This window comes from Campylobacter sp. IFREMER_LSEM_CL1846 (genome assembly GCF_025772105.1).
Taxonomy (GTDB): domain Bacteria; phylum Campylobacterota; class Campylobacteria; order Campylobacterales; family Campylobacteraceae; genus Campylobacter_D; species Campylobacter_D lari_D.
Map to the genome: position 1 here is coordinate 1 of NZ_JAKMRM010000003.1, position 22,586 is coordinate 22,586.

At 30.1% G+C, this 22,586-nt stretch carries 16 protein-coding genes; 14 read left to right on the plus strand and 2 right to left on the minus strand.

Going from position 1 to position 22,586, the window contains the following annotated elements; genetic code table 11:
- Nucleotides 1-759 precede the first annotated feature (759 nt).
- Together L8W40_RS02045 and L8W40_RS02050 are read right to left on the minus strand one after the other, a co-directional pair.
- Nucleotides 760-3,279: a molybdopterin guanine dinucleotide-containing S/N-oxide reductase gene (locus L8W40_RS02045; protein ID WP_263664538.1), complete on the minus strand. Its 2,520-nt coding sequence runs from the start codon at nt 3,277-3,279 to the stop codon at nt 760-762.
- 1 nt (nt 3,280) lies between these two features.
- The gene (locus L8W40_RS02050) at nt 3,281-3,859 is read right to left on the minus strand and encodes a cytochrome C (protein ID WP_220566522.1); all 579 of its coding nucleotides are present in this window, start codon (nt 3,857-3,859) and stop codon (nt 3,281-3,283) included.
- A gap of 212 nt (nt 3,860-4,071) precedes the next feature.
- Here L8W40_RS02050 and L8W40_RS02055 point away from each other — a divergent pair, with 212 nt between their 5' ends.
- From L8W40_RS02055 to L8W40_RS02120, 14 genes are all read left to right on the plus strand, one after another.
- Nucleotides 4,072-7,830 carry an Eco57I restriction-modification methylase domain-containing protein gene (locus L8W40_RS02055; RefSeq protein ID WP_263664539.1) on the plus strand — a complete coding sequence of 1,253 codons (3,759 nt, stop codon included), beginning with the start codon at nt 4,072-4,074 and terminating at the stop codon, nt 7,828-7,830.
- Nucleotides 7,830-9,347, plus strand: coding sequence for a pentapeptide repeat-containing protein (locus tag L8W40_RS02060; protein WP_263664540.1), 1,518 nt, complete (start codon nt 7,830-7,832; stop codon nt 9,345-9,347). Before L8W40_RS02055 ends, L8W40_RS02060 begins: the two co-directional genes overlap by 1 nt.
- Before the next feature lie 97 nt (nt 9,348-9,444).
- On the plus strand, nt 9,445-9,651 hold the full coding sequence (locus L8W40_RS02065) for a hypothetical protein (protein WP_263664541.1): 207 nt from the start codon (nt 9,445-9,447) through the stop codon (nt 9,649-9,651).
- A gap of 70 nt (nt 9,652-9,721) precedes the next feature.
- Complete coding sequence (locus L8W40_RS02070) at nt 9,722-10,804, plus strand: biosynthetic peptidoglycan transglycosylase (RefSeq protein WP_263664542.1); 1,083 nt, start codon at nt 9,722-9,724, stop codon at nt 10,802-10,804.
- Between the two features lie 358 nt (nt 10,805-11,162).
- Complete coding sequence (locus L8W40_RS02075; protein ID WP_012662153.1) at nt 11,163-12,818, plus strand: L-lactate permease; 1,656 nt, start codon at nt 11,163-11,165, stop codon at nt 12,816-12,818.
- Nucleotides 12,819-12,824: 6 nt separating this feature from the next.
- Nucleotides 12,825-13,565 (plus strand): (Fe-S)-binding protein, encoded by a 741-nt coding sequence (locus L8W40_RS02080; protein ID WP_263664543.1) that lies wholly within the window; start codon nt 12,825-12,827, stop codon nt 13,563-13,565.
- Nucleotides 13,562-14,977: a LutB/LldF family L-lactate oxidation iron-sulfur protein gene (locus L8W40_RS02085; protein ID WP_263664544.1), complete on the plus strand. Its 1,416-nt coding sequence runs from the start codon at nt 13,562-13,564 to the stop codon at nt 14,975-14,977. Before L8W40_RS02080 ends, L8W40_RS02085 begins: the two co-directional genes overlap by 4 nt.
- Nucleotides 14,970-15,620, plus strand: coding sequence for a LutC/YkgG family protein (locus L8W40_RS02090; RefSeq protein ID WP_263664545.1), 651 nt, complete (start codon nt 14,970-14,972; stop codon nt 15,618-15,620). The genes L8W40_RS02085 and L8W40_RS02090 overlap by 8 nt, the downstream gene beginning before the upstream one ends.
- 198 nt (nt 15,621-15,818) lie before the next feature.
- A complete protein-coding gene (locus L8W40_RS02095) occupies nt 15,819-17,762 on the plus strand; it encodes a BCCT family transporter (protein WP_263664546.1) in 1,944 nt (647 codons plus the stop codon).
- Nucleotides 17,763-17,805: 43 nt separating this feature from the next.
- Nucleotides 17,806-19,341 carry an ABC transporter substrate-binding protein gene (locus L8W40_RS02100; RefSeq protein WP_263664547.1) on the plus strand — a complete coding sequence of 512 codons (1,536 nt, stop codon included), beginning with the start codon at nt 17,806-17,808 and terminating at the stop codon, nt 19,339-19,341.
- An 11-nt stretch (nt 19,342-19,352) separates the two neighbouring features.
- Complete coding sequence (locus L8W40_RS02105; RefSeq protein WP_412175453.1) at nt 19,353-20,291, plus strand: ABC transporter permease; 939 nt, start codon at nt 19,353-19,355, stop codon at nt 20,289-20,291.
- Nucleotides 20,284-21,060, plus strand: a complete 777-nt coding sequence (locus tag L8W40_RS02110; RefSeq protein WP_263664549.1) for an ABC transporter permease — start codon at nt 20,284-20,286, stop codon at nt 21,058-21,060. The genes L8W40_RS02105 and L8W40_RS02110 overlap by 8 nt, the downstream gene beginning before the upstream one ends.
- Nucleotides 21,057-21,830, plus strand: a complete 774-nt coding sequence (locus L8W40_RS02115; RefSeq protein ID WP_133319468.1) for an ATP-binding cassette domain-containing protein — start codon at nt 21,057-21,059, stop codon at nt 21,828-21,830. The genes L8W40_RS02110 and L8W40_RS02115 overlap by 4 nt, the downstream gene beginning before the upstream one ends.
- A complete protein-coding gene (locus L8W40_RS02120; RefSeq protein WP_263664550.1) occupies nt 21,814-22,482 on the plus strand; it encodes an ATP-binding cassette domain-containing protein in 669 nt (222 codons plus the stop codon). The genes L8W40_RS02115 and L8W40_RS02120 overlap by 17 nt, the downstream gene beginning before the upstream one ends.
- Nucleotides 22,483-22,586: the final 104 nt, after the last annotated feature.

Below are 22,586 nucleotides of genomic sequence, written 5' to 3' on the forward strand. Positions count from 1 at the left end.
TGTGATATTATTTTTATATTTTTTATTATTTTAGATTATATTTCTTTCTTGTAGTTCTTAATTATTTATAATTTTTAGTTTTTAGTTTTATATGGTTTGGGATGTATGGTTTGGGGATTTAGTCGTTTTAACTTTAAAATGTTTATAGTGAGTTTGATAAATTTTTGTTTTTTAGTTTTTTATTGCTTATGTTTTTGGTTTTTTATTAATCTGATAAATTAGGTTTTTTTATTTTTAGTATAGTTTTTAGATTTGGTTTTTAATCTATGTTGAAGTATTCTAATAATTTATTGGTGGTTTATTTTTAATTGTTTGTTGACTTTTTTATCAATTTGCTAAAATTATTTTTGTTCTTTAGTGGTTTGCTAAATATGTTTTAATTTTTTAGATTATATTTCTTATATTTCTTATATTTCTTATATTTCTTATATTTCTTATATTTCTTATATTGCGTTTTTTAATTAATTTATAGTTTTTTTATTTTTTATGCTTTTTAGAAATTTATTTAGTTTTATGTTGTTTGGGTGTTTGACTTGGTTTTACTATTCTTTATTTTTAGTAATTTATTAGTTTGGTTGTTTTTAATTTTAAAATGCTTATAGTGAGTTTGATAAATTTGTTTTTACTTTTTAGTTTTATATTGAAATGGTATTGTAAAGTGTGATGTGTGATATTGTTTATAATAAAGTTTATAATAAGTCATTGTATTGGTAGATAATTGGTTTCTTAGAAGAAATTATCTTCTAAGAAAGAGAATGTTTATACAGCGCCTTTTGGAGCTGTAAATGCTGTTATTTTAGGCGGTAATCCCTTATATTTTTCTATATTTACTAAGCCTGTATGAGAAATGTTTCCGTTTGCTAATTCAGAAGTTGGCATATCAATAGTTAAGACATTTACATTTCCGTATTTGCACATTCCTTCATCATTTGGATCATACCAGCCACCTTCGCATAATCTTACAACATTTGGCATAATATCTTTAGTTACCACAGCACCTGCGAGAACTTGACCTCTTTTATTGAAAACTCTTACAATATCACCATTTTTGATTCCAAGTTTTTTAGCATCAATAGGATTGATTAAGATAGGTTCTCTATCATTTACTGCATATTTTTCACGCAATGAGGTATGGCACATTTGAGAGTGAAGCCTATCTGTTGGATGATTAGTTAGTAGATGAAAAGGTGTTTCCTTAGTAGCATTTCCTAGCCATTCTATCGGCTCCATCCACATTGGATGTGCTTTGCAGTCTTTATAGTTATACTTTTCGATAGTTTTTGAGTAAATTTCTATCAAGCCTGATTCAGTGCCTAGAGCATTTAAGATAGGATCTTCAATAAATTCAGAAAATCTCACCCATTCCATGCTTTCTATGGTTGGAGAAAAAGTTATAGGCTCATTTTTGGCCCAAAATTCTTCAAAACTTGGCATTTTTGGCTCAAATACATCCCCATAAGCCTGAGTTTGTTTTAAAGCGCTATTGTAGTATTCTTTAATAAAATCTTTTGCTTTTTTACCATTTTCGGTATAAGCATTAAATACATCATTTCCATATATTTTGCAAATATCAGCAAAAATTTCATAGTCATCTTTACTCTCGCCTATTGGTAATACTGCTTGTTTCATTGGAGCTATATTCATATTAGAATAATCTCCACTCATGGTAATATCATCTCGTTCATAAGAACTTGTGGTAGGCATTACAATATCTGCCATTTTGGCAGTTGGAGTCCAATAAATTTCATTTACAACTATAGTTCTTGGTTTTTGCCATGCTTTGATGTTAGTGTTTGTATTTTGATGATGGACTATAGGATTTCCACCTGCCCAATAAATAAAGTCAATATCAGGATAGGTTATTTTAGAACCATTATTGTCTATAACTTTCCCAGGATTTAATAAAGCATCAGCTATTCTAGCTACAGGAAAAGAATAACTAGCAGTATTTTGTAGCCATTCAGCACCACCTTGAGATTCTCCATTTTTTGGCATACCTTTAAATTTACCATTTTCCCAAATTCCCACAGCTCCTGCTGTAATACCTCCTATAACACCACCTTTGCATGATGGAACACCGCCATTACTATAGTGATAACTTAAGCCAAATCCACCACCTTTAGTGCCAATTTGACCAAGCATTGAAGCTAGGGTTATTAACATCCAATGAGGTTGCTCGCCATGATGAGCTCTTTGCATACCCCAACCACTCATGATCATAGTAGGGTTATCATAAAAACTTTCAGCTAGTGTTTTGATGATTTTTTCATCAATTCCACAAATTTTACTTGCCCATTTTGTATCTTTTTTAATACCATCATTCTTGCCATCTAAATAAGCTTTGAACTTATCAAATCCACTTGTATAATTTTCTAAAAATTCATAATTGACTTTATTTTTTTCGATCAAATGACTAGCCATGCCTATCATCATAGCAACATCTGTATTTGGTTTTGGAGAGATCCATTGTGCATTTAAAAATTTAGCAGTTTCGGTTTTATTAGGATCTATACAAATAACCTTGATTTTACTATTTTTTAATTTTTCAAAGTAAGCAAGACCTCTTTGATCGTTTGAAGTCCAAGCTATTCTTAAAGTAGCGATAGGATTAGCACCCCAAATAACTACTATTTTAGAATGTTCTAAAATGTTTTCCCATGAAGTTTGCTGTTCATATACTTCAATAGAGCCTACAACATAAGGCATTATTATTTGAGAAGCTCCGGTTGAGTAATCTCCGGTAGTCCCTACAAAACCACCTGTGACATTTAAAAATCTATGGAGCAATATTCTACAATTTTGCATATTTCCACTAGATTTCCATCCGTAGCTTCCACCAAATATAGCTTGAGTTCCTTTTTGCTCTCTTGTTTTTTTAAGTTCTTTTGCTATAAGTTTTATAGCCTCATCATAACTTACACGCACAAATTCATCTTTTCCTCTAAGTTCAGGTTTTGGACTGTCGGGATTTTCAAGATAGCTTTTTCTAACATAAGGATATTTCACGCGCGATTTATAGATCATATCTGCTGTATAGTGTTGTAAAGGATTGTCAATTTGTGTTACTTTTTCCCATGGCTCACTTTTAATTACCACACCATCTTTAATGGTAAGTTTTAAAATTCCCCAATGTGCTGCTGTTATCACACTTCCATTTTTTACTAAACCAGAATTTATTTGAGAAACTTCTATATTTTTACTCATGGCTAAACTAGGAGCTAAAGGCAACACGCTTAACCCTGCTCCGATTTTTAAAAATTTTCTTCTATCAAGTCCCATTTTATTTTACCTCCTTAAAATCTTTTGCATTTTTTTGCAAATACTGTATCACTAGCCAATGATCTTTTTTATCAATTCCTGTTCTATTTACCATTGATCTAAAAGTAGCAGGCCAGCCATTAGCACTAAATTCACTTTCTTTATGAACGCTATGACAAATTCCGCAATTATTCATATAAAGCTCTTTAGCTTTTATAAACATTTCTTTGTTGCTTTTTGCAAAATCTTTCTTGTCAGTCCAAACTTCTATGGTAGCTTTATCCCATTTTCCATTTTTGCTTTTAGTATAAGTTTTAAAATCAAGTTTTGTATTTTTAGAAAATGCAGCAACTATGATTCTTTGACTATCGTTGTAATAAAGCACAGAAGGCGAAGCAGGATTAACATAGCCTGTGATCTTGATTAAAACTTTATTTCCATCAGTTTTTAATACTTCAAAAGGATTTGTGGGTAGCAATCTACCAACAGCTTTTGTGTCATTTTTGCTTAAGTAAAGTGAGCTTACTTCACTTGTAAAAAATTCATTTTTAGCGCAAACAAAAGAAACAAGCGCTAAACAGAAAACTAAAATTTTTCCCATTTTGCCTCCTTGATATTTTTAATATAAACTTATTGTATAACTTTAGTATTAAAATTTTCTTAGTATAAAAATATAAAAAATGCAATAATAAATATTATCTAATAATTTTTTATTAATTTTTAATTTATTTGTTTTTATTTTTTCATAAAGTCTTTTCAATCCTTTAAAGTAAATTTTAGTAAAATATAAAATATTCTTTATAAAGGTTAAAAATGCACTTTACTTTGCTAAATGAAAAAGATTTTTTCAACCCCTACTACCGCAAAAAGCAAATTACACAAAATGAATTTGACACTTTTAGCAAGGCTTTAATGCAGTATCTAGAAAGGCTTGAAAGCTCACAAAGTGAAAATGAAGATTATCTTGTAGCTAACACACTTAGTCCATTTTTAACCACTCTAAATTTCAAAACCCACATCAAAACCAAGCAAAAAGGCAAAAGTGAGATTGATTTAGCCATCGCTAAAGATGAGCTTAGCAAAGACTTAGAAGTTCTCATCGAAGCTAAAAAGCCCAACTCAAAAGAATTCATCACCCATACAAAGCCAAATTCCAAAGCCTTGCATGAAGCCATTTTGTATTATTTTAGAAACAGAGAGCATAGCTTTAGTTTGAAATTTATCATCATCACAGACTTTTATAAATTCTACATTTTCAAAGCTAGTGAATTTGAAGAGCTTTTTTATAAAAACACAAGCTTTAAAAAGCTTTTTGAAGAATTTCAAAGCCCAAATTCACTTTTTAAAGGCAACACCGATGAATTTTACAAAGAAGCAAGCAAACTCATAGAAAATTCCAAAGAAAGCTTAAAAGGCTTTTTTATCGATTTAGCATTTTTAAAAGACAAGCAAAAGTCAAATTTCAAAAACCTAGCAAGCATTTTTAAAACCTTTCATAGAGACTTTTTGCTAAATGAATTTAGCCCAAATGACGCAAACTCATTAAACAACGCATTCTATAAAGAGCTTTTATACATCTTAGGTTTAAGCGAGAGCAAACAACTTTCTAAATTCATCATCACACAAAGTGAGCAAAGCAAACAAGCCCAAGGCACGCTTTATCATCTCATAGCGAGCAAGCTTCCAAAGCATGACTTTGAAGAGGTGTTAAAATTCATCATACTTTGGCTAAACCGCATTTTATTTTTAAAGCTTATCGAGTCTAATTTAGTTAGATTTAATGATGATAAAACCCTTAAATTTCTAAACTATGAAAAAATTCCAAATTTTACTACCCTTTCACATCTTTTCTTTGATATCTTAGCTAAAGAAAAGCACACAAGGACGCAGAGTAAATTTAGCTATTTGCCTTATTTAAATTCATCACTTTTTGAAAAACAAGCCATCGAAAAAACCACACTAGAAATCGCTACTTTAGAAAATGATGCTTTGCTAGAGTATCACCCACACACGCAGTTAAAAGATGACAAAGGCAAAAGTAAAAAAGGCAAAGTAGGTTTGCTTGAGTATTTGTTTGAGTTTTTAGATAGCTTTGATTTTGGAGCAGATGAGCAAAGCGAAGAACTCATCAAGCAAAAAGAACTCATCAACTCAAGCGTTTTAGGAAATGTCTTTGAAAAACTAAATGGCTACAAAGAAGGTAGTTTTTATACCCCAAGTTTTATCACTTCATATATGTGTAAAGCAAGCATAGAAAAAGTCGTGCTAGATAAGTTTAACCATACTTTTAAGCTAAATGCCACCAAGCTAAGCGAGCTAAGAACCCAGCTACGCCAAGAAAAAATTTCTCAAGAGCAAAAACTAGCTTTGCTAAATTCCATACGCATTTGCGATCCTGCGGTGGGAAGTGGGCATTTTTTAGTTTCAGTTTTAAATGCCATGCTTATGGTGCATTATGAGCTTGGTTTGTTTGAAGAGGACTTTTACCTAAGCGTGCAAAATGATGAAATTTTAGTGCAAAATCACAAAGGCCAGTTTTTAGAGTATAAACGCCCTGATTTTGACAAAGACAAAACCCACCTTTGCCAAAAAGAACTTTTTGAGCGTAAAAAAGACATCATAGAAAACAACCTTTTTGGAGTAGATATCAACCCAAACTCATGCGAGATCACTAAACTAAGACTTTGGATAGAGCTTTTAAAACACAGCTTTTATGAAAGCTTTGATGATACAAACTATCATGATCTTAAAACCCTGCCAAACATTGATATCAACATAAAATGCGGGAATTCGCTTATAAGTTATTTTGAAATTCACAAAAGCCTTTCTCACTACCCAAACATCAAAGAACGCATGGATAAATACAAACGCATAGTCAAAGACTACAAAGAAGGCTTTTACACCGACAAAACTCTCATCGCAAAAGAGATCAAAAACCTCAAAGAGTCTTTTAAAAATTTCTGCTTAAAAGACAAATTTGCCAAAGAAATCAAGCAACTTACCAACGGCACTAATGAATACTCTAAAAAATACGGCGATTTTTTAGCACAAGATGAAAAAGATGAGAATTTTAGAGCATTTTTCTCTAAAAATATGTTTGAATTTGACTTTGATGAAAGTGCTGCTAAGAAAGAATTTAAAAAGCTTAAAAAGCTTTATGAGAGTATATTTGACTTAGAAAGTGCAAATCCTTTTGAATGGCGTTTTGAATTTAGCGAAGTGCTTGATGAGGGCGGGAATTTTCAAGGGTTTGATCTCATCATCGGTAACCCACCTTACATCAGACAAGAAGACATCAAAGAGTTAAAGCCAAATTTAGCCAAAAACTATAAAGTATATAAAGGCACAAGCGACATTTATATTTACTTTTATGAGCTTGGGTTTAATGTGCTAAAACAAAATGGTGTTTTGTCTTTCATCACTTCAAACAAATACACAAGAGCAGGTTATGGAGAAGCTTTAAGAGAGTTTTTACTCAAAAATACCACACTTTTAGAATACATCGATTTAAATGGTATAAAAGTCTTTGAAAGTGCTACGGTAGATACTTCCATACTAAGCTTTGAAAAAGCAAAAACTAAAGATAATAGCTTCAAATACCTAGCCCCAAACACCGAGCTTTTAAAAGAAAATGATTTTAATATAGAAAGCATTTTAGATTTTAACAAAATCGCACAAAATTCTTTAAGCAAAGAAAGCTTTACTTTTAATGATGAAAGCACAAATGCACTAAAAGCAAAGATAGAAAAGCACGGCACTCCACTTAAAGACTGGCATGGGCTTAATATAAACTATGGCATAAAAACGGGCTATAATGAAGCCTTTATCATCACTACTGAAAAAAGAGATGAAATTCTAGCTAAATGCAAAGATGAGGTCGAAAAAGAACGCACCGCCAAACTCATACGCAAAATGCTACGCGGTAGAGATATAAAAAGATATAGTTATGAGTGGGCAGGGCTTTGGGTGATCAACACTCACAATGGCTATAAAAGCAAAAGTGGAGAAAAGATAGAAGCGATAAACATAGATGAGTACCCTAGCTTAAAACAGCATTTAAAGCCGTATTATAAAACTTTAGAAAAAAGAACTGACAAAGGAAAAACACCTTATAACCTTAGAAATTGTGCTTATTTGGAAGAATTTGAAAAAGAAAAGATAGTGTATAGTGAAATAGTAAGAAAACCACAATTTTATTTAGATACAAAGTCAAATTTTTACGCAGAAGCAACAAGTTTTATTTTAACAGGGGAAAATCTAAAATATCTCATTGCTTTTTTAAACAACGATTTTGTGGCTTTTATGTTTAAAATGTTTTATGCCGGTGGAAACTTAGGTGAAAATGGATTTAGATACAAAAAAGCATTTTTAGAAAGACTTCCTATACCAAAAATAAATTCTAAAAATGAAAAACTAGCAAACGAGCTTATAAGCTTAGTCGATGAGATTTTAAATTTAAAAGAGCAAGATAAAAACGCAAACACCAAAACCCAAGAAGACAAAATAAACTCTATCGTTTACAAACTTTATAACCTAAACGAAGAAGAAATAAAAATCATTGAAGGTAAGTGATGTGTAAAATAGTTTTAGAAAAAAATATGCAAGATTTTTTATTACAACAAATTGAAAAAGAAATACCATTAGAAATATTTTTAGACACTCAAGTAAACAAAGAAATATTAAAAAAAGATATTTACGATAGAGTTGTGAATGCATTTGAAGGCTATCAACGATATGGAATGAAAAAAGATATCAATAAAGACACATTAAAAGAAGAGGCAAAAAAAATATCATATGAAATAACATCCAAGAAAATATTATCACGAGAGTTTGGAATTAAAGAAAGATATATTTTTGTCGGAACAGATATTATAATAATCTCGCCTCAAGAATCCTTCCCCCATGATGAAGATACAGAAAATCTTATAAAAAAACAATCAGATGAAAGATTAGTTATAGAAAAAGCAGATATACGATTATTTTCACAGTTTCCTTTGCATTTTATTCAGTGTGATTTTCAGTGTGAAATAAAAAATACTTTTTGGAATTATTTAGAATGTGAAAATTTAAGTTTTGAAAATTGTAATTTTTATAAAGAAGTTTATTTTTGGTTTCAAAAAAATTTTAAACTTTTAATTATGGAAAATTGCTATTTTCACAATAAAGTTTATTTTTCAGGTGTTTTTAAAGAAAATGCTTTTTTTAACAATTCTCATTTTAAAGATTATGTTGATTTTTGCGCATGTGAATTTGAAAAAATAGCTTGCTTTTATGGAGTATCATTTGAAAAAATTCCAAATTTTTCTCAAGTAGTTTTTAAAGATAACACAAATCTAGTAAATGTGAAAGCTAATTTTGATTTTAGAAATTTAAATATTGCTATAAAGAATATAAACAAGTTAAAGGATGAAGCAGCGAATGACTTTAGAGACTATTTTAGGATTTTTAAAAATATACTAATAAAAGATAATAATCTTTTAGATGCTTCAAAGTTTCATAAATACGAGCTTTATTGTAAAGAGATAGAACTAGAAGAGAAAAAGTCCAAGATATTTTCTAAAGAATGGATAGACAAATGGCAACTTGTTTTTTATCGCAAGCTTTGTGATCATCATACAGATATTTTACAAAGCTTAAATTCGCTTATTTTAGTGATAGGAATTTTCGGTGTGCTAAATTTAGCGATAATTATAGGTTTTAATTGTTATCTTGGTTATAAGCCTATTTTAGAGCATTTGTATTTTTCATTAGACTTTTATAATTTTCATATAAAACCTCTCATAGAAAATAATCATTTGTTTATAATGTTTGTAAATTTTATAATACTTTTTGTCTATTTGATTTTAGTTGGTTTTGCTTTGTGTGAAAAATATATAAGAAAATTTTTTATAACTATATCTTATGTGATAACTTTCTTTATCATGGTAACTTCACCGAAAATTCTTATTCCTGCTATGGGGATTTTTACAGATAAAAGAGTTATGTTAGATCCACTTAGTGTGCTTGGTGGAATTTACACAATTATTTTTGGTTTTGTTGTGTATTCTTTTATAAAAACGATTAGAAAAAACTCCATAGTGCCAAGTTGAAAGATGTTGAATAAAATATAACAAATTTATGAAGTCAAAGAATATAAGTGCAGAAAATTATAGGTTCAATGATGAGTAAAATTACAAGGAGTATATGATGGATTGGCAACAGTATTTTCCAACTTATCATTTTAATGAAGATAAAAACAGAGATATTGCTCTAGAAGAGTATAAATTTTGCTGTAAGATTCTCGAAAGTGAAGAAAGAATTTTTGATAACTTGATTAAGTATATGCTTGCATTTGGGGCAGTGATTGTTTCTCTTCTATCAGGAGCAAATAAAGAGATTAAAAAAAATATTTGAAAATTTAACAGATAATCCTAATCATTTATGGTTTTGCATTGTTGTTTTAGCGATATTGTTTTTTGTTTTTATGACAAAAAATTTTGCAGAAAGGCAAAAATCCATTATTTTTGCAAAAAGAAAAATTATTATATTAAGAAGAATGCTTGGCATGGATTATGGAACTCAAGAATTCTTGTTTAAAAAGGGTATGTTTGAAGGTGCTAACATGCCTTTTAGTATTAGATTGAATGTTAGTTATCTGTACTCCATTATACCTATTTTATGTTTTATAACATTATTTATTATAATAAGGTCCTTTTTAGAGTATCTCTTGATTTTTACTATTGTTTTTAATTGTGCAGTGTTTGTTATGTTGTACCTGTTTTATATTTATTGTATTTTAGATGTAAATGAAACATTATCTTTGGTTATTTTAAGATTTTTGTTTTCAACTCTTGGTATAAGTTTTGTAGATAATTTTGAGCATATTCTATATAGAGCTAAATTGTCAGTTTATGAGTGTAAAAGACAAAAGATAGATTTAGATAGTCTTAAAAAAATACTGATTGCGATTGAAGATCAAAAATTTTATCAACATAAAGGAGTAGATTTTAGGGCATTGTGTAGAGCTTTGTTATCTCGTTGTAGAAAAATACCTTTTATTAAAAAAATACCTTTTATTAAAAAAATTCCATTTACTGGTGGTTCTACTATTACTCAACAGCTTTTTAGGACTTTGTTTATTGAAGATATGGATAAAAAAGTATTGAGAAGGAAGATAGCTGAAATTTTATTGAGTTATTTTTGGTTTAATAAAATTTTAAATAAAGAAGAGCAAATTGAAATCTATTTAAATGCTGTACGTTTTGATAAAAAAGTATTTGGAATAAAACAAGCAATGGGACATTTTTATAATAAATGTATTAAAAATCCTTCAAAAGCACAATCGTTTTTTCTTATCGAGCGTGTTTCTGTTACAAGCGGAATAATGCTTCCAAAAGTGATTGATACTATCGTTAGATTAGAAAAAGAAAAACTTTTAAATAAAAAGGATATTAAAGATATTATCAAAATATATACTCAAGTTCATCAAGATAATAAAATTAAAGTATTTTTTAAGAATAGAAATATTTTAGAAGAATTATCCAAAAAATATAAGTATAAAAATTAGTATTTTGATATCGTAATACTTTTACTCTGTATATTCTCACTCCAAAAAACCGCACGCAAAAACTCCATAGTGCCAAGCTAAAAGCAAAATCATGCTTTTAGCTTTAAAGTGTGATGAAAAATTTGATTTAAAAATACTTTTGATATAAATATTTTTATTATATTTATATTTTGTTTCAAATATAAACAATACTTTATATTTCATTTGTAAAGTGTAAATTTTTGTTTTTATTAAAAGAGAATTTTTATACTAAATGTTACTCTTATACTCATATAGTTAATTTTTTCTAACAAAAATACACAAAAATAAAAATATTTGTTAAGCTAGATATTTGGAAATTTTTATCAAAAGGAAAAATATGTGGCAACAAATATATAATCCATTTGACAACATACTTTTAAGTGCTTTGGTGGCTTTTTTGCCTATTTTGTGCTTTTTGCTTTCTCTTGTAGTTTTCAAACTCAAAGGCTATCAAGCAGGCTTTTTAACTCTTATTTTATCAAGTGTTGTGGCATTGTTTGCTTATGATATGCCGTTTTCTTTATTAGGTGCTAGCTTTATACAAGGTTTTGCAAATGGTATTTGGCCTATAGCTTGGATCATCATCGCGGCCATATTTTTATATAAACTTTCTATCAAATCAGGCTCGTTTGAAGTGATAAAACAAAGTGTTATGAGTATCACTCCAGATCATAGAATTCAAGTGATTTTGATTGGATTTTGTTTTGGTTCTTTTTTAGAAGGTGCTATAGGTTTTGGAGGGCCAGTGGCTATTACCGCTGCATTACTTGTAGGACTTGGGCTTAGACCATTATACGCTGCAGGACTTTGTCTCATAGCCAATACCGCTCCGGTAGCTTTTGGAGCAGTTGGAATTCCTATTATAGCGATGAGTAATCTAGCAGGTATAGAACAGCACGGTGTTTCAGCTATGGTGGGTAGAATGCTTGTGCCTCTTAGCTTGACTATACCATTTTTTATAGTATTTTTAATGGATGGTTTAAAAGGGGTTAAAGAAACCTTTCCTGCTATTTTTGTCGCAGCCGTTTCTTTTACTGCTACACAATTTTGGAGTTCAAATCATTTAGGCGCAGAACTTCCAGATATTATTTCAGCGGTTGTTTCTTTGTCTGTTACTACGATATTTTTAAAATTTTGGAAGCCAAAAAATATTTTTAGATTAGATGATGTAAAAGACTTTGAAAACTCACAAAAGCTAGAATTTAAAAAAGTATTTTTAGCTTGGATTCCTTTTATACTTTTGATTATTTGCATTATTATATGGACTCAACCTTGGTTTAAGGCTTTATTTGCTAAAGATGGAATATTAAATTTTATGCAATTTACTTTGAAATTTAATGAAGCCTTAGGAGCTATCATAAGTCCTGATATAGTTAATCCACAAATCACAAAAACAATGATTCCATCACATACTATAGATTTAGTAGCACAAGCAGGAACTGCTATTTTAGTGGCTGCTTTAATGAGCATTGTTGTGTTGAAAATAAAAATCAACGAAGCTACCGAGTGTTTTTGGGAAACTTTAAAAGAAATGGCCACTCCATGCTTAACTATAGGCTTAGTAGTTGCTTTTGCCTTTATAGCTAAAAATAGCGGTATGAGTACTACTTTAGGACTTGCTTTTTCAAATACAGGCGATGCTTATGCATTTTTTTCTCCCATCATAGGATGGATAGGTGTGTTTTTAACAGGTTCTGATACTAGTTCAAATTTGCTTTTTGGGACATTACAGCAAGTTAGTGCTCAAAAGTTAGGAATTTCAGAAACTTTATTTTTAGCAGCAAATTCTGTTGGTGGAGTTGTGGGTAAAATGATATCTCCTCAAAGTATAGCGGTAGCTTGTGCAGCAGTTGGACTTGTAGGAAAAGAATCTGAATTGTTTAGATTTACTTTAAAATACTCAATAGGTTTTATAATTCTAATAGGAATTTGGACTTTTGTTATAGCATTTTTCTTCCACGGGATCATCCCTGAAGCAGTGCTTTTAAAATAAGGATTGATGATGAAAAAAGTGTATTTATTTGCTACTTGTTTGGGTAGTGCGATAATGCAAGAAAGTGTTTTAAACGCGGTTAGACTTTTAAGAAGAGAGGGAGTTGAGGTTATATTTAAAAAGCAGCAAACTTGTTGCTCTCAACCCTCATTTAATTCAGGGTATTTTAAAGAAAGTAAAAATATAGCTTTGCATAATATAAAACTTTTTACTCAAGATTATCCTATAGTAGTGCCAAGCGGTTCTTGTGCGGGGATGATGAGTCATGATTATTTAGAGCTTTTCAAAGATGATGAGCATTTTAACTTGGTAAAGGAATTTAGCTCTAGGGTGATTGATCTTAGCCAGTATTTAGATGAGGTTTTAAAGGTTGATTATGAAGACAAAGGCGAACCTATAAAAGTGACTTGGCACTCTAATTGCCATGCATTAAGAATTCAAAAAAGCATACAAGCGAGCAAAAATCTGCTAAAAAAACTCAAAAATGTGGAATTAATTCCTCTAGAATTTGAAGAAGAATGCTGTGGTTTTGGAGGAACTTTTTCTGTGAAAGAGCCTCAAATTTCAAACTCTATGGCACAAGAAAAAATCAAAGATATCCAAAATACAGGCGTAAAATATGTATTAAGTTCTGATGGTGGGTGTTTGATGAATATTGCAGGCACGATGAGTAAAATGGGGCTTGATATAAAAGGAATTCATTTGTATGATTTTTTAAACAAGCGTCTTGAAGGAGTTGTGATATGAAAATGACACATGAACAAATTGTGGATGTGAAAATTCATGATAAGCAAATGCGAGAGAATTTAAGATCTGCCATGCATACTTTGCAAAAAAATCGTTTAAAAGTTATAGATGAGAAATTTAATGATTGGCAAGGACTAAGATCTAAAGCTAAGCAAGCTAAAAACAATGCTTTATCAACTTTACACGATAGGCTTTTAGAATTTGAACAAAATGCCACTAAAAATGGCATAAATGTCCATTGGGCGAGTTCTGATGAGGATGCCTGTGAGATTATATATGAATTAATGGTAGAAAAAAACATCGGTAAAATTCTAAAAGGTAAATCTATGGCTAGTGAGGAAATAGGTTTAAACCACTACCTAGAATCCAAAGGCTTAAAAGCCATAGAAACAGATTTAGGCGAACTTATATTGCAGTTAAATGATGAAACTCCCGTGCATATTGTAGTTCCAGCGGTACATAAGAACCGCTATGAAATTGGTAAAATTTTTCAAGAAAAATTAGGCTCTAATTTAGAAAGTGAGCCAGAAAAGCTAAATTCTATTGCAAGAAAGCATTTAAGAGATGAATTTGAAGGGCTTAAAATGGGACTTAGCGGAGTAAATTTTGCTATGTCTAAAGAAGGCGCTTTTTGGCTTATAGAAAATGAGGGAAATGGTAGGATGTGCACCACAGCAAGTGATATACATGTAGCACTTTGTGGTATAGAAAAAGTTATGGAAAGCTTTGAAGATGCTGCCACTATGGTGTCTTTACTTACTCCATCAGCTACGGGTCAATTTATACCAACTTATAACAATATCATTACAGGACCTAGAAAAAATGGAGATTTAGATGGCCCAAAAGAAGTGCATATTATTCTTTTTGATCATAATAGAAGCAAAATGCTAAATGATGAAGATTATTATGAAGCTTTGCGTTGTATAAGATGTGGGGCTTGTATGAATTTTTGTCCTGTGTATGATAAAATAGGCGGCCATACTTATCAAAGTGTATATCCAGGGCCGATTGGAGAAGTCATAAGTCCTAATCTTTTTGGTATGCAAGAAAATGGTGATATTCTTACTTTTTGCTCGCTTTGTGGAAGATGTTCTGAAGTTTGTCCAGTAAGAATTCCTCTTGCGGATTTAATACGCAAATTAAGAGCAGCAAAAATAGGTCAAGGAAGTTTTGATAATATCACTCCAAATACTGCTGAAGCTATGGCATTTAAGATTTTTGAAAAAGTAGCTACAACTCCTATTATTTGGAAAAATACTTTAGCAAATTTACATAATTTTAATTGGCTTTTGCAAAAAGGAAAAAATTCTTTACCAGTAGTTAAAAAATGGAGTGCTTATAAGGAATTTCCACAAATAAAACTTGATCTTTATAAAGAACTTGAAAATATGCAAGGAGTAAAGTGTGAGTAGAATAAATGAAATTTCTTCACAAAGCAAAAAAACTATTTTGGATAAGATTAAAAATACACATTTATCTTTTGAAAAAATCCCGACTATGGATCCTATAGAGCATATCAAAACAAGTGATGATATGTATAGTGAGTTAAAAGAAAAAATGAGTGCAAATAAATACATAGTAGAAGAAAGCTCGTTAGAAGAATTAGAAGAAAAAATCAATCAAATTGTTAAAAGTTATGGCTATAAAAGTCTTATTTATCCTGATAATTTAAATTTAGATATAAATAAAATTGAAGCCGAAAAAAAGACTTGTTTTAATCAAGAGATTGAAAAAATACGAAAAGAAGTTTTTCATAGTGATTTTTCTATCATCCAAGCAAGAGTTGGAGTAAGCTCACATGGCGTTGCTTTAGTTTTGTCTGATAAAACTCAACCAAGAATGCTTTCTTTGGCTCCTATGCTTTGTATTGTTTTATTAAAAAAAGAAAATATTGTAAAAAGCATTAGTCAAGCATTGAATTTAGTAAAAGAAGAAAATAAAATTTTACCTAGCAATATTTTGTTTATAGCAGGGCCATCAAGAACTGCAGATATTGAACTTATCACTGTTTTTGGAGTTCATGGATCTCAAAAGGTTCATATTATACTTTATTGATTTATTTAGAATTTGCACTTAGTGTAAATTCTAAAATCACCTTCAAATCAAAAATTAACTTCTTGGTTTTTAAAACATTAATTAAATTATATTTTTATCAACCTTTGCTATTTTATTGATTTTAGTTATATTTAAGATATTTTTTGACATAGTAAAAAAGGTATTAACTTAAATTTTAAAACTATAAAAAGGAAAATCATGTTAAAAACAAGTTTTAAAAAGGCAGTATTTTTACCAAGTATTAGTATTATAGTTGTTTTAAGCCTTAGTTGTATTTTCTTGCCTAAACTTACAAATGATTTTATCAATCATATAAAAAGTGGAATTTTTGCAAATTTTTCATGGTTTTACATATTAAGCGTGAGTTTTTTTGTGTGTTTTATGCTTGCACTCGCACTTTCAAAATTTGGCGATATTAAACTCGGCGATGATGATGAAAAACCTCATTTTAAATTTACTTCTTGGCTTGCTATGCTTTTTGCTACGGGTATGGGTGTGGGGCTTATGTATTTTGGTGTGGCTGAACCCCTCATACATAAAAAAGCCTTACAATCAAGCGATGAAGAAGCTATGCTACATACTATCTTTCACTGGGGAATTCACCCATGGGCTATTTATGGGGTGTGTGCTTTGGCTATGGCGTATTTTGGTTTTAGATATAAAATGCCTCTTAGTTTGCGTAGTGCTTTTTACCCTTTACTTAAAGATAAAATTTATGGTTTTTGGGGAAATTTGGTTGATATGCTTGCTTTAATTGTCACGGTTTTTGGCATTAGCACTACACTTGGTTATAGTGCATCTCAACTAAATGCGGGCTTTTCAAATTTGGGTATTTTAAACGGACAAAGCTTTTTAGAACAAAGCGTGATTATAATCATCATTATTTCTTTAGCCACACTCTCATCGATTAGTGGCTTAACAAAGGGTTTAAAAATTTTAAGTGAAGCAAATTTAGTTTTTGCAGTGTGTTTAATGCTTTTTGTGCTTTTTTCAACAAATACCATCCAAATTCTTTCACAATTTAGCTCTAATATTGGAAATTATTTGCAAAATTTAATTTCTTTGAGCTTTAAGACTTATTATTATGAAAAAGAACATATAGAATGGTTTAATAATTGGACTATTTATTATTGGGCTTGGTGGCTTAGTTGGGCGCCTTTTGTGGGCTTTTTCATTGCTAAGATTTCTCGTGGTAGAACGATAAGGGAATTTATTTTTGGCGTGCTTGTAGTGCCTACTAGTTTTAATATACTTTGGTTTAGCATTTTTGGCAATAGTGCTTTAAATTTCAATGATATTTTAAGTCCTTTTACTTCAGCACCTGAAAGTTTGCTTTTTTATTTTTTACAAAATTTTTCTTTTTCTTATTTTAGTTCTTTGCTTGCGCTTTTGGTTTTAGCTTTGTTTTTCATCACTTCAGCAGATAGTGGGATATTTGTGTTAAATTCTTTAAGTAGTGGTGGCGCTCATGAGCCATACAAATGGCAAAATATCCTTTGGGGTTTTGTGCTTGCGCTTTTAGCTACTTCTTTGCTGTATTCAGGCGGCTTGGGGGCGATTTTAAGTATCACTATGATAGTGGCTTTACCTTTTGCATTTTTGCTTTGTTTGATGTGTTTTTCATTGCTTAAAGGCTTAATTGTAGATGTGAATTACTCTTTAACTAAGCTTAGTCAAAGCAGTGTGTATTTTACAGGAGAATTTTGGCAAGAAAGACTTGCTAGAATTTTAAAACAAAGCAAAGAACAAGACATACAAAATTTCTTAAATACCAAAGTTAAAAATGCTATGGAATCACTCAGTCAAAGTCTAAAAAACTACGGCTTGAAAACACAGATCGTTCAAGAAAAATCAAGTATAAGTTTGATTATAAAAAAAGAATTTGCAAAAGATTTTATCTATGGAGTGCAAGTGGTAAAAAAACAAGCAAGCCAAAGCATAATCGATGATAAATTTATGCCAACTTATTCTAAAGAATTTATCTTTGAGCCACAAACTTTCTTTGCTGATTCGCGTAATGGTTATAATATAGAGTATTTAAACGAGCAAGAAATCATCGTAGATATACTAAAGCAATATGAGAGGTATTTGCAACTTTTATTTGATGATAAAAATGAAATTTTTACCAAAGCTTATGATTAAAAAGCGTTATAATTACACTTTATTCTTATAAGAAAGGCCTTTTATGTTGAGATTTTTTTTAATGTTTTTTTGTGCTTTAAATCTTTTTGCTATTACGCCAAAAGATACGATCGTTATAGCAGTGGAAAATGAGCCAGAGCGTATAAATCCGCTTTTTAGTGAAGATCATGATGTGGCAATTGCTCTTGTGTTTTCAGGACTTACACGCTTTGATGAAAATATGAGCTTAGCGCCTGATCTTGCTAGATCTTGGAAAGTTAGTAAAGATGGGCTTGTTTATGAATTTACTTTAAGAGATGATATATTGTGGCATGATGGGACTAAATTTAGTGCCAAAGATGTGGAATTTAGTATAAATGCTTTAAAAGATGAGAAGTTAAATTCACCCTCAAAGGTAAATTTTGACGCAGTTAAAGAAGTAAAAATCATCGATGATTATCATTTGATTATCACACTTTCAAAGCCTTTTCCTGCATTTTTAGACGCTTTGAGTGTGGGAATTTTACCAAAACATTTACTTGAAAAAGAAAATTTAAATACTACTAAATTTAATCAAATGCCTATAGGAACAGGACCATATAAGCTAAAACAATGGAAAAAAGGTCAATACATGATCTTAGAAGCAAATGAAAATTATCATTTAGCTAAGGTAAAAACACCAAAACTCATACTAAAACATATTAAAGATCCAAGTATTAGTGCTATTGAGCTTAAAAATGGTTCTATTGATGTAGCTTTAGTTGATTTTGCTCTAGCTTCAAATTTTGCAAATGATAAAAACTTTAAAATGCTTATAGAGCCTTCGGCTGATTATCGTGCTTTGATGTTTAATTTTAATCATGAGTTTTTAAAAGATCAAAATGTGCGTTTAGCGCTAAATTATGCTATCGATAAAAAAGCTATTGTGAATTCTCTTTTGCATTCTTTTGGAAAAGTAGCAAATCATCCTTTGGAAAAATCATGGGCAAATCCTAAAGAATTTGCAACTTATATTTATGATGTAAAAAAAGCAAATGAGCTTTTAGCAAAAGCAGGCTTTGTGAAAAACAAAAATGGAATTTTAGAAAAAAATGGCAAAGAATTTAGCTTTGAAATGTATGCTATGAGCGAAGATCCACTAAGAATAGCTTTGGTAAATATCTTACAAAGTGAGTTTTTAAAGCTTGGCATTAAAGCAAAGGCGGTTGCTAAGCCAAGTGGAAGTTTTGACTATACTAAGATTGACAGCTTTTTGGTAGGTTGGGGTAGTCCTTATGATCCTGATTTTCATACTTTTAGAGTTTTTGAAAGCTCTCAAGATAGTGCTTTAAACTCTAGTGGATGGAATTTTGGTCATTATCAAAATGCTAAAGTTGATGAAGCTTTGATAAAAGCTAGAAATTCACTTGATGTAAATGAAAGAAAAAAATACTATAAAGAATTTATTGACGCTTTATATAAAGATCCTGCATTTTTATTTATAGCTTATATCGATTATCCTTTAGTTTTTGCTAAAAATATCCAAGGTATAAAACCTCATATTTTAGGTCATCATGGGGTAGGTTTTACTTGGAATGCTTATGAGTGGAGCAAAAATTAGTGCTAAAACTCATTTTTAAACGCCTTTTATGGGCGTTTTTTTTGATGATTTTTGCAAGTTTTTTATGTTTTGTGATGATTTATCATGCTAAAGGAAGTGTGGTTTTTGCTAGTGTGCCTCAAGGAACTAGCCTTAAAATAAAAGAAGAAATTGAGCATAATTTAAATTTAGACAAGCCTTTATTAGAGCAGTATGAAAATTGGCTTTTTAATGCCATGAAAGGCGACTTTTCCTACTCTTTAATCAGCGGAGAAAAGGTTAGTGAAATTTTAAAAGAAAAACTTCCCTATACCATCATACTAGGAAGTTTGGCTTTTTTGGTGCTTTTTGTGTTGTCTTTGGTTTTGGCACTTTTTTGCGTTCTTTATAAAGATAGTTTTTTGGATAAAATTATTACCTTTTCAACGATGAGTTTTTTTGCATTGCCTACTTTTTCTTTATCGCTAATGCTTATTTTAGTTTTTACTGTATTTTTTAAGCTTTTTCCAAGTTCGGCTATTGCTGATATTGGCTTTGAAGATGATATATTTAATCGTTTGTGGCATTTGTTTTTACCAGTGTGTGCTTTAGTGCTTTCACATTTAGCTGTTTTTGTGCGTTTTATAAGGACAAGTTTGATTGATAGTTTAAATCAGGGCTTTATAGAAAGTGCTTTTGCAAGAGGGCTTAGTAAAAAAAGAATTTATTTGCATTTTGTATTAAAAGATGCTTTTGCTTCTATACTCGCGTATTTTGGTGCTTCCTTTGTGAGTTTTTTAATGGGAACTTATATAGTAGAAAGTGTGTTTTCTTATGAGGGTATTGGAAATTTAGTGATTAAAAGTATATTGTTTAAAGACTATCCTGTGGTGCTAGCTGTGGTAATTTTTAGCATTTTAGTGGTAGTGCTTGTAAATTTGATCGTAGAGATAATTTGCAAGATGATTAATTCAAGGTTTGCCAATGCGTAAGTTTTGCGTGATGATGATTTTGCTAAGTTTTATTTTAGCACTTTTTGCACCTTTAATAAGCTCTTATGATCCTAATTTAGTGGATTTAAGCAAGGCTAAAATAGCCCCAAATTTAAGTCATATTTTTGGCACAGATTTACTTGGTAGAGATGTTTTTACGCGTATTTTATATGCCTTGCGTATTTCTTTATTTGTAGGGGTAATGGCGGCATTTTTTAGCGTACTTTTTGCTTGTGTTTATGTGTTTTTAACAAGATTTTTTGCTTATGCTTTTTTTGCTAGAGTGCTTGATATGCTTTTGGCTTTACCTTCTTTACTTGTGATTATGTTTTTTCAAAGTTTTTTGGCGGGATCTTTGTGGAGTATGATTTTTATCATCGCTTTGGGGCATTTTGCTTTTGTGGCAAAAGTATTTGATACTCAGCTTAATAAATTTCAAAAACTTGAGTTTTATCAAAATGCTATCATTCTAGGCTCTAGTAAGATGAAAGCTTTATTTAGTGAGCTTTTACCTGCTTGTTGGAATTTGCTTTTTGTGCTTTTTGTTTTAAATATCGCCCATGCTATTACAAGTGAAGCTACTTTAAGCTTTTTTGGCTTGGGTGTAGAGCTTTGGACTCCAAGTTTAGGAAATATGTTAAATGAAGCAAGTAAGGCTGTGTTTTTAGGATTTTGGTGGATGATAGTTTTTCCAGTAGCCTTTATACTTATGCTTATCCTACCTTTGCTTGCTTTGGGTAATGACTTACAAGAAGAGATTAAAGCATGATAGAAATTGCAAATTTAAATCTTAGCTTTAAAGATAAGATCTTATTAAAAGATATAAATCTTAATTTAGAAGATGGTAAAGCTTTGGCTATCATGGGTAAAAGTGGAGCGGGAAAAAGCTTGCTTTTAAAAAGCATGATTAAGCTTTTTGATAAACACTATAAACTCAATGCACAAAAATTTAGGATAGATCAAAAAGATATTTTAATTTTAAAAGAAAAAGAGCTAAATATTTTAAGAACTAAGGTAAATTTACTTTTTCAAGATGTTTATGGGAGTTTTTATCCTCTTGTTGATATAGGGAGTTATTTTAATATAGTTTTAAAAACTCATACTAATTTAAGCACAAAAGAGATTAAAGAAAAGGCCTTTTATTATTTTGAGTGTTTAGGGCTTAAAAATCATGATCTTTTATGGCATTCTTTTATATATCAGCTAAGTGGTGGTATGGCAAGACGCATTCAAATAGCTCTAGCTTTACTAAGCGAGGCTAAGTATTTATTGTGTGATGAGATTACAAGCTCACTTGATAGAGCTAATGAAGAAAAAATCATCGCTATTTTAAAAGAGTTAAAAACACAATTTAAAAATCTCATTTTCATTACTCATGATATAAATTTAGCTAAAGAGCTTTGTGATGAGGTGGCTATCATAGAAGATAAAACTTTGATTTATCAAATGCCCGTGAAAGAGTTTTTAAGCAATCCAAAAGGTGTTTTTGCTAAAGAATTGTTAAATTATTTTGAGAATGAGAATGTTTTTAGAAGTTAAAAATTTAAGCAAATCTTATAAATTTAAAAAACATTGGTATTTAAAGGAAGAGGAAATTTTTGTTTTTAAAGATGTGAGTTTTTCTCTAAATCAAAATGAAAATTTATTGCTTTGTGGGGAAAGTGGTAGCGGTAAAAGCACTTTGGCTAAAATTCTTTGTATGCTTGAATGTGCAAATACTGGAGAAGTTTTGTTTGAAAATGAAAATATATTAAATTTAGATTTTAACGCTCAAAGAAAATTACGCCAAAAAATTCAATATATTTTCCAAGATCAAAAGTTAGCTTTAAATCCTTACAAAAGTGCCAAAAGACTTTTGATTGATGTGTATGAAAATTTTAAACTTAAGCCCGATTTTGGAGAGCTTTTTAAACTTTTTGATGCTTTTGAGCTTGAAAAAGATATTTTAAATTTAAAACCTTCTAAATTAAGTGGCGGTCAAAGCCAAAGATTAGGTTTGATTAGAGCTTTGCTTTTAAAACCAAAATTGCTTATTTTAGATGAAATCACAGCAGCACTTGATATACCAACTGCTTGTAAAATTCTAAATTATTTATATGTTTTTCAAAAAAAATACGATATTACTTATATTTTTATTTCTCATCAGGAAAAAATCTTACAAAATATTTGCCATAAAAAAATGTATTTATAATAAAGATAAAAACTGTTTCATTTTGAAATACATAAAAATTTATTTTTTTGATAATAAGTTTTTATATAGCTAAATTGAAGTAAAATAAATTTAATTATGCTTAA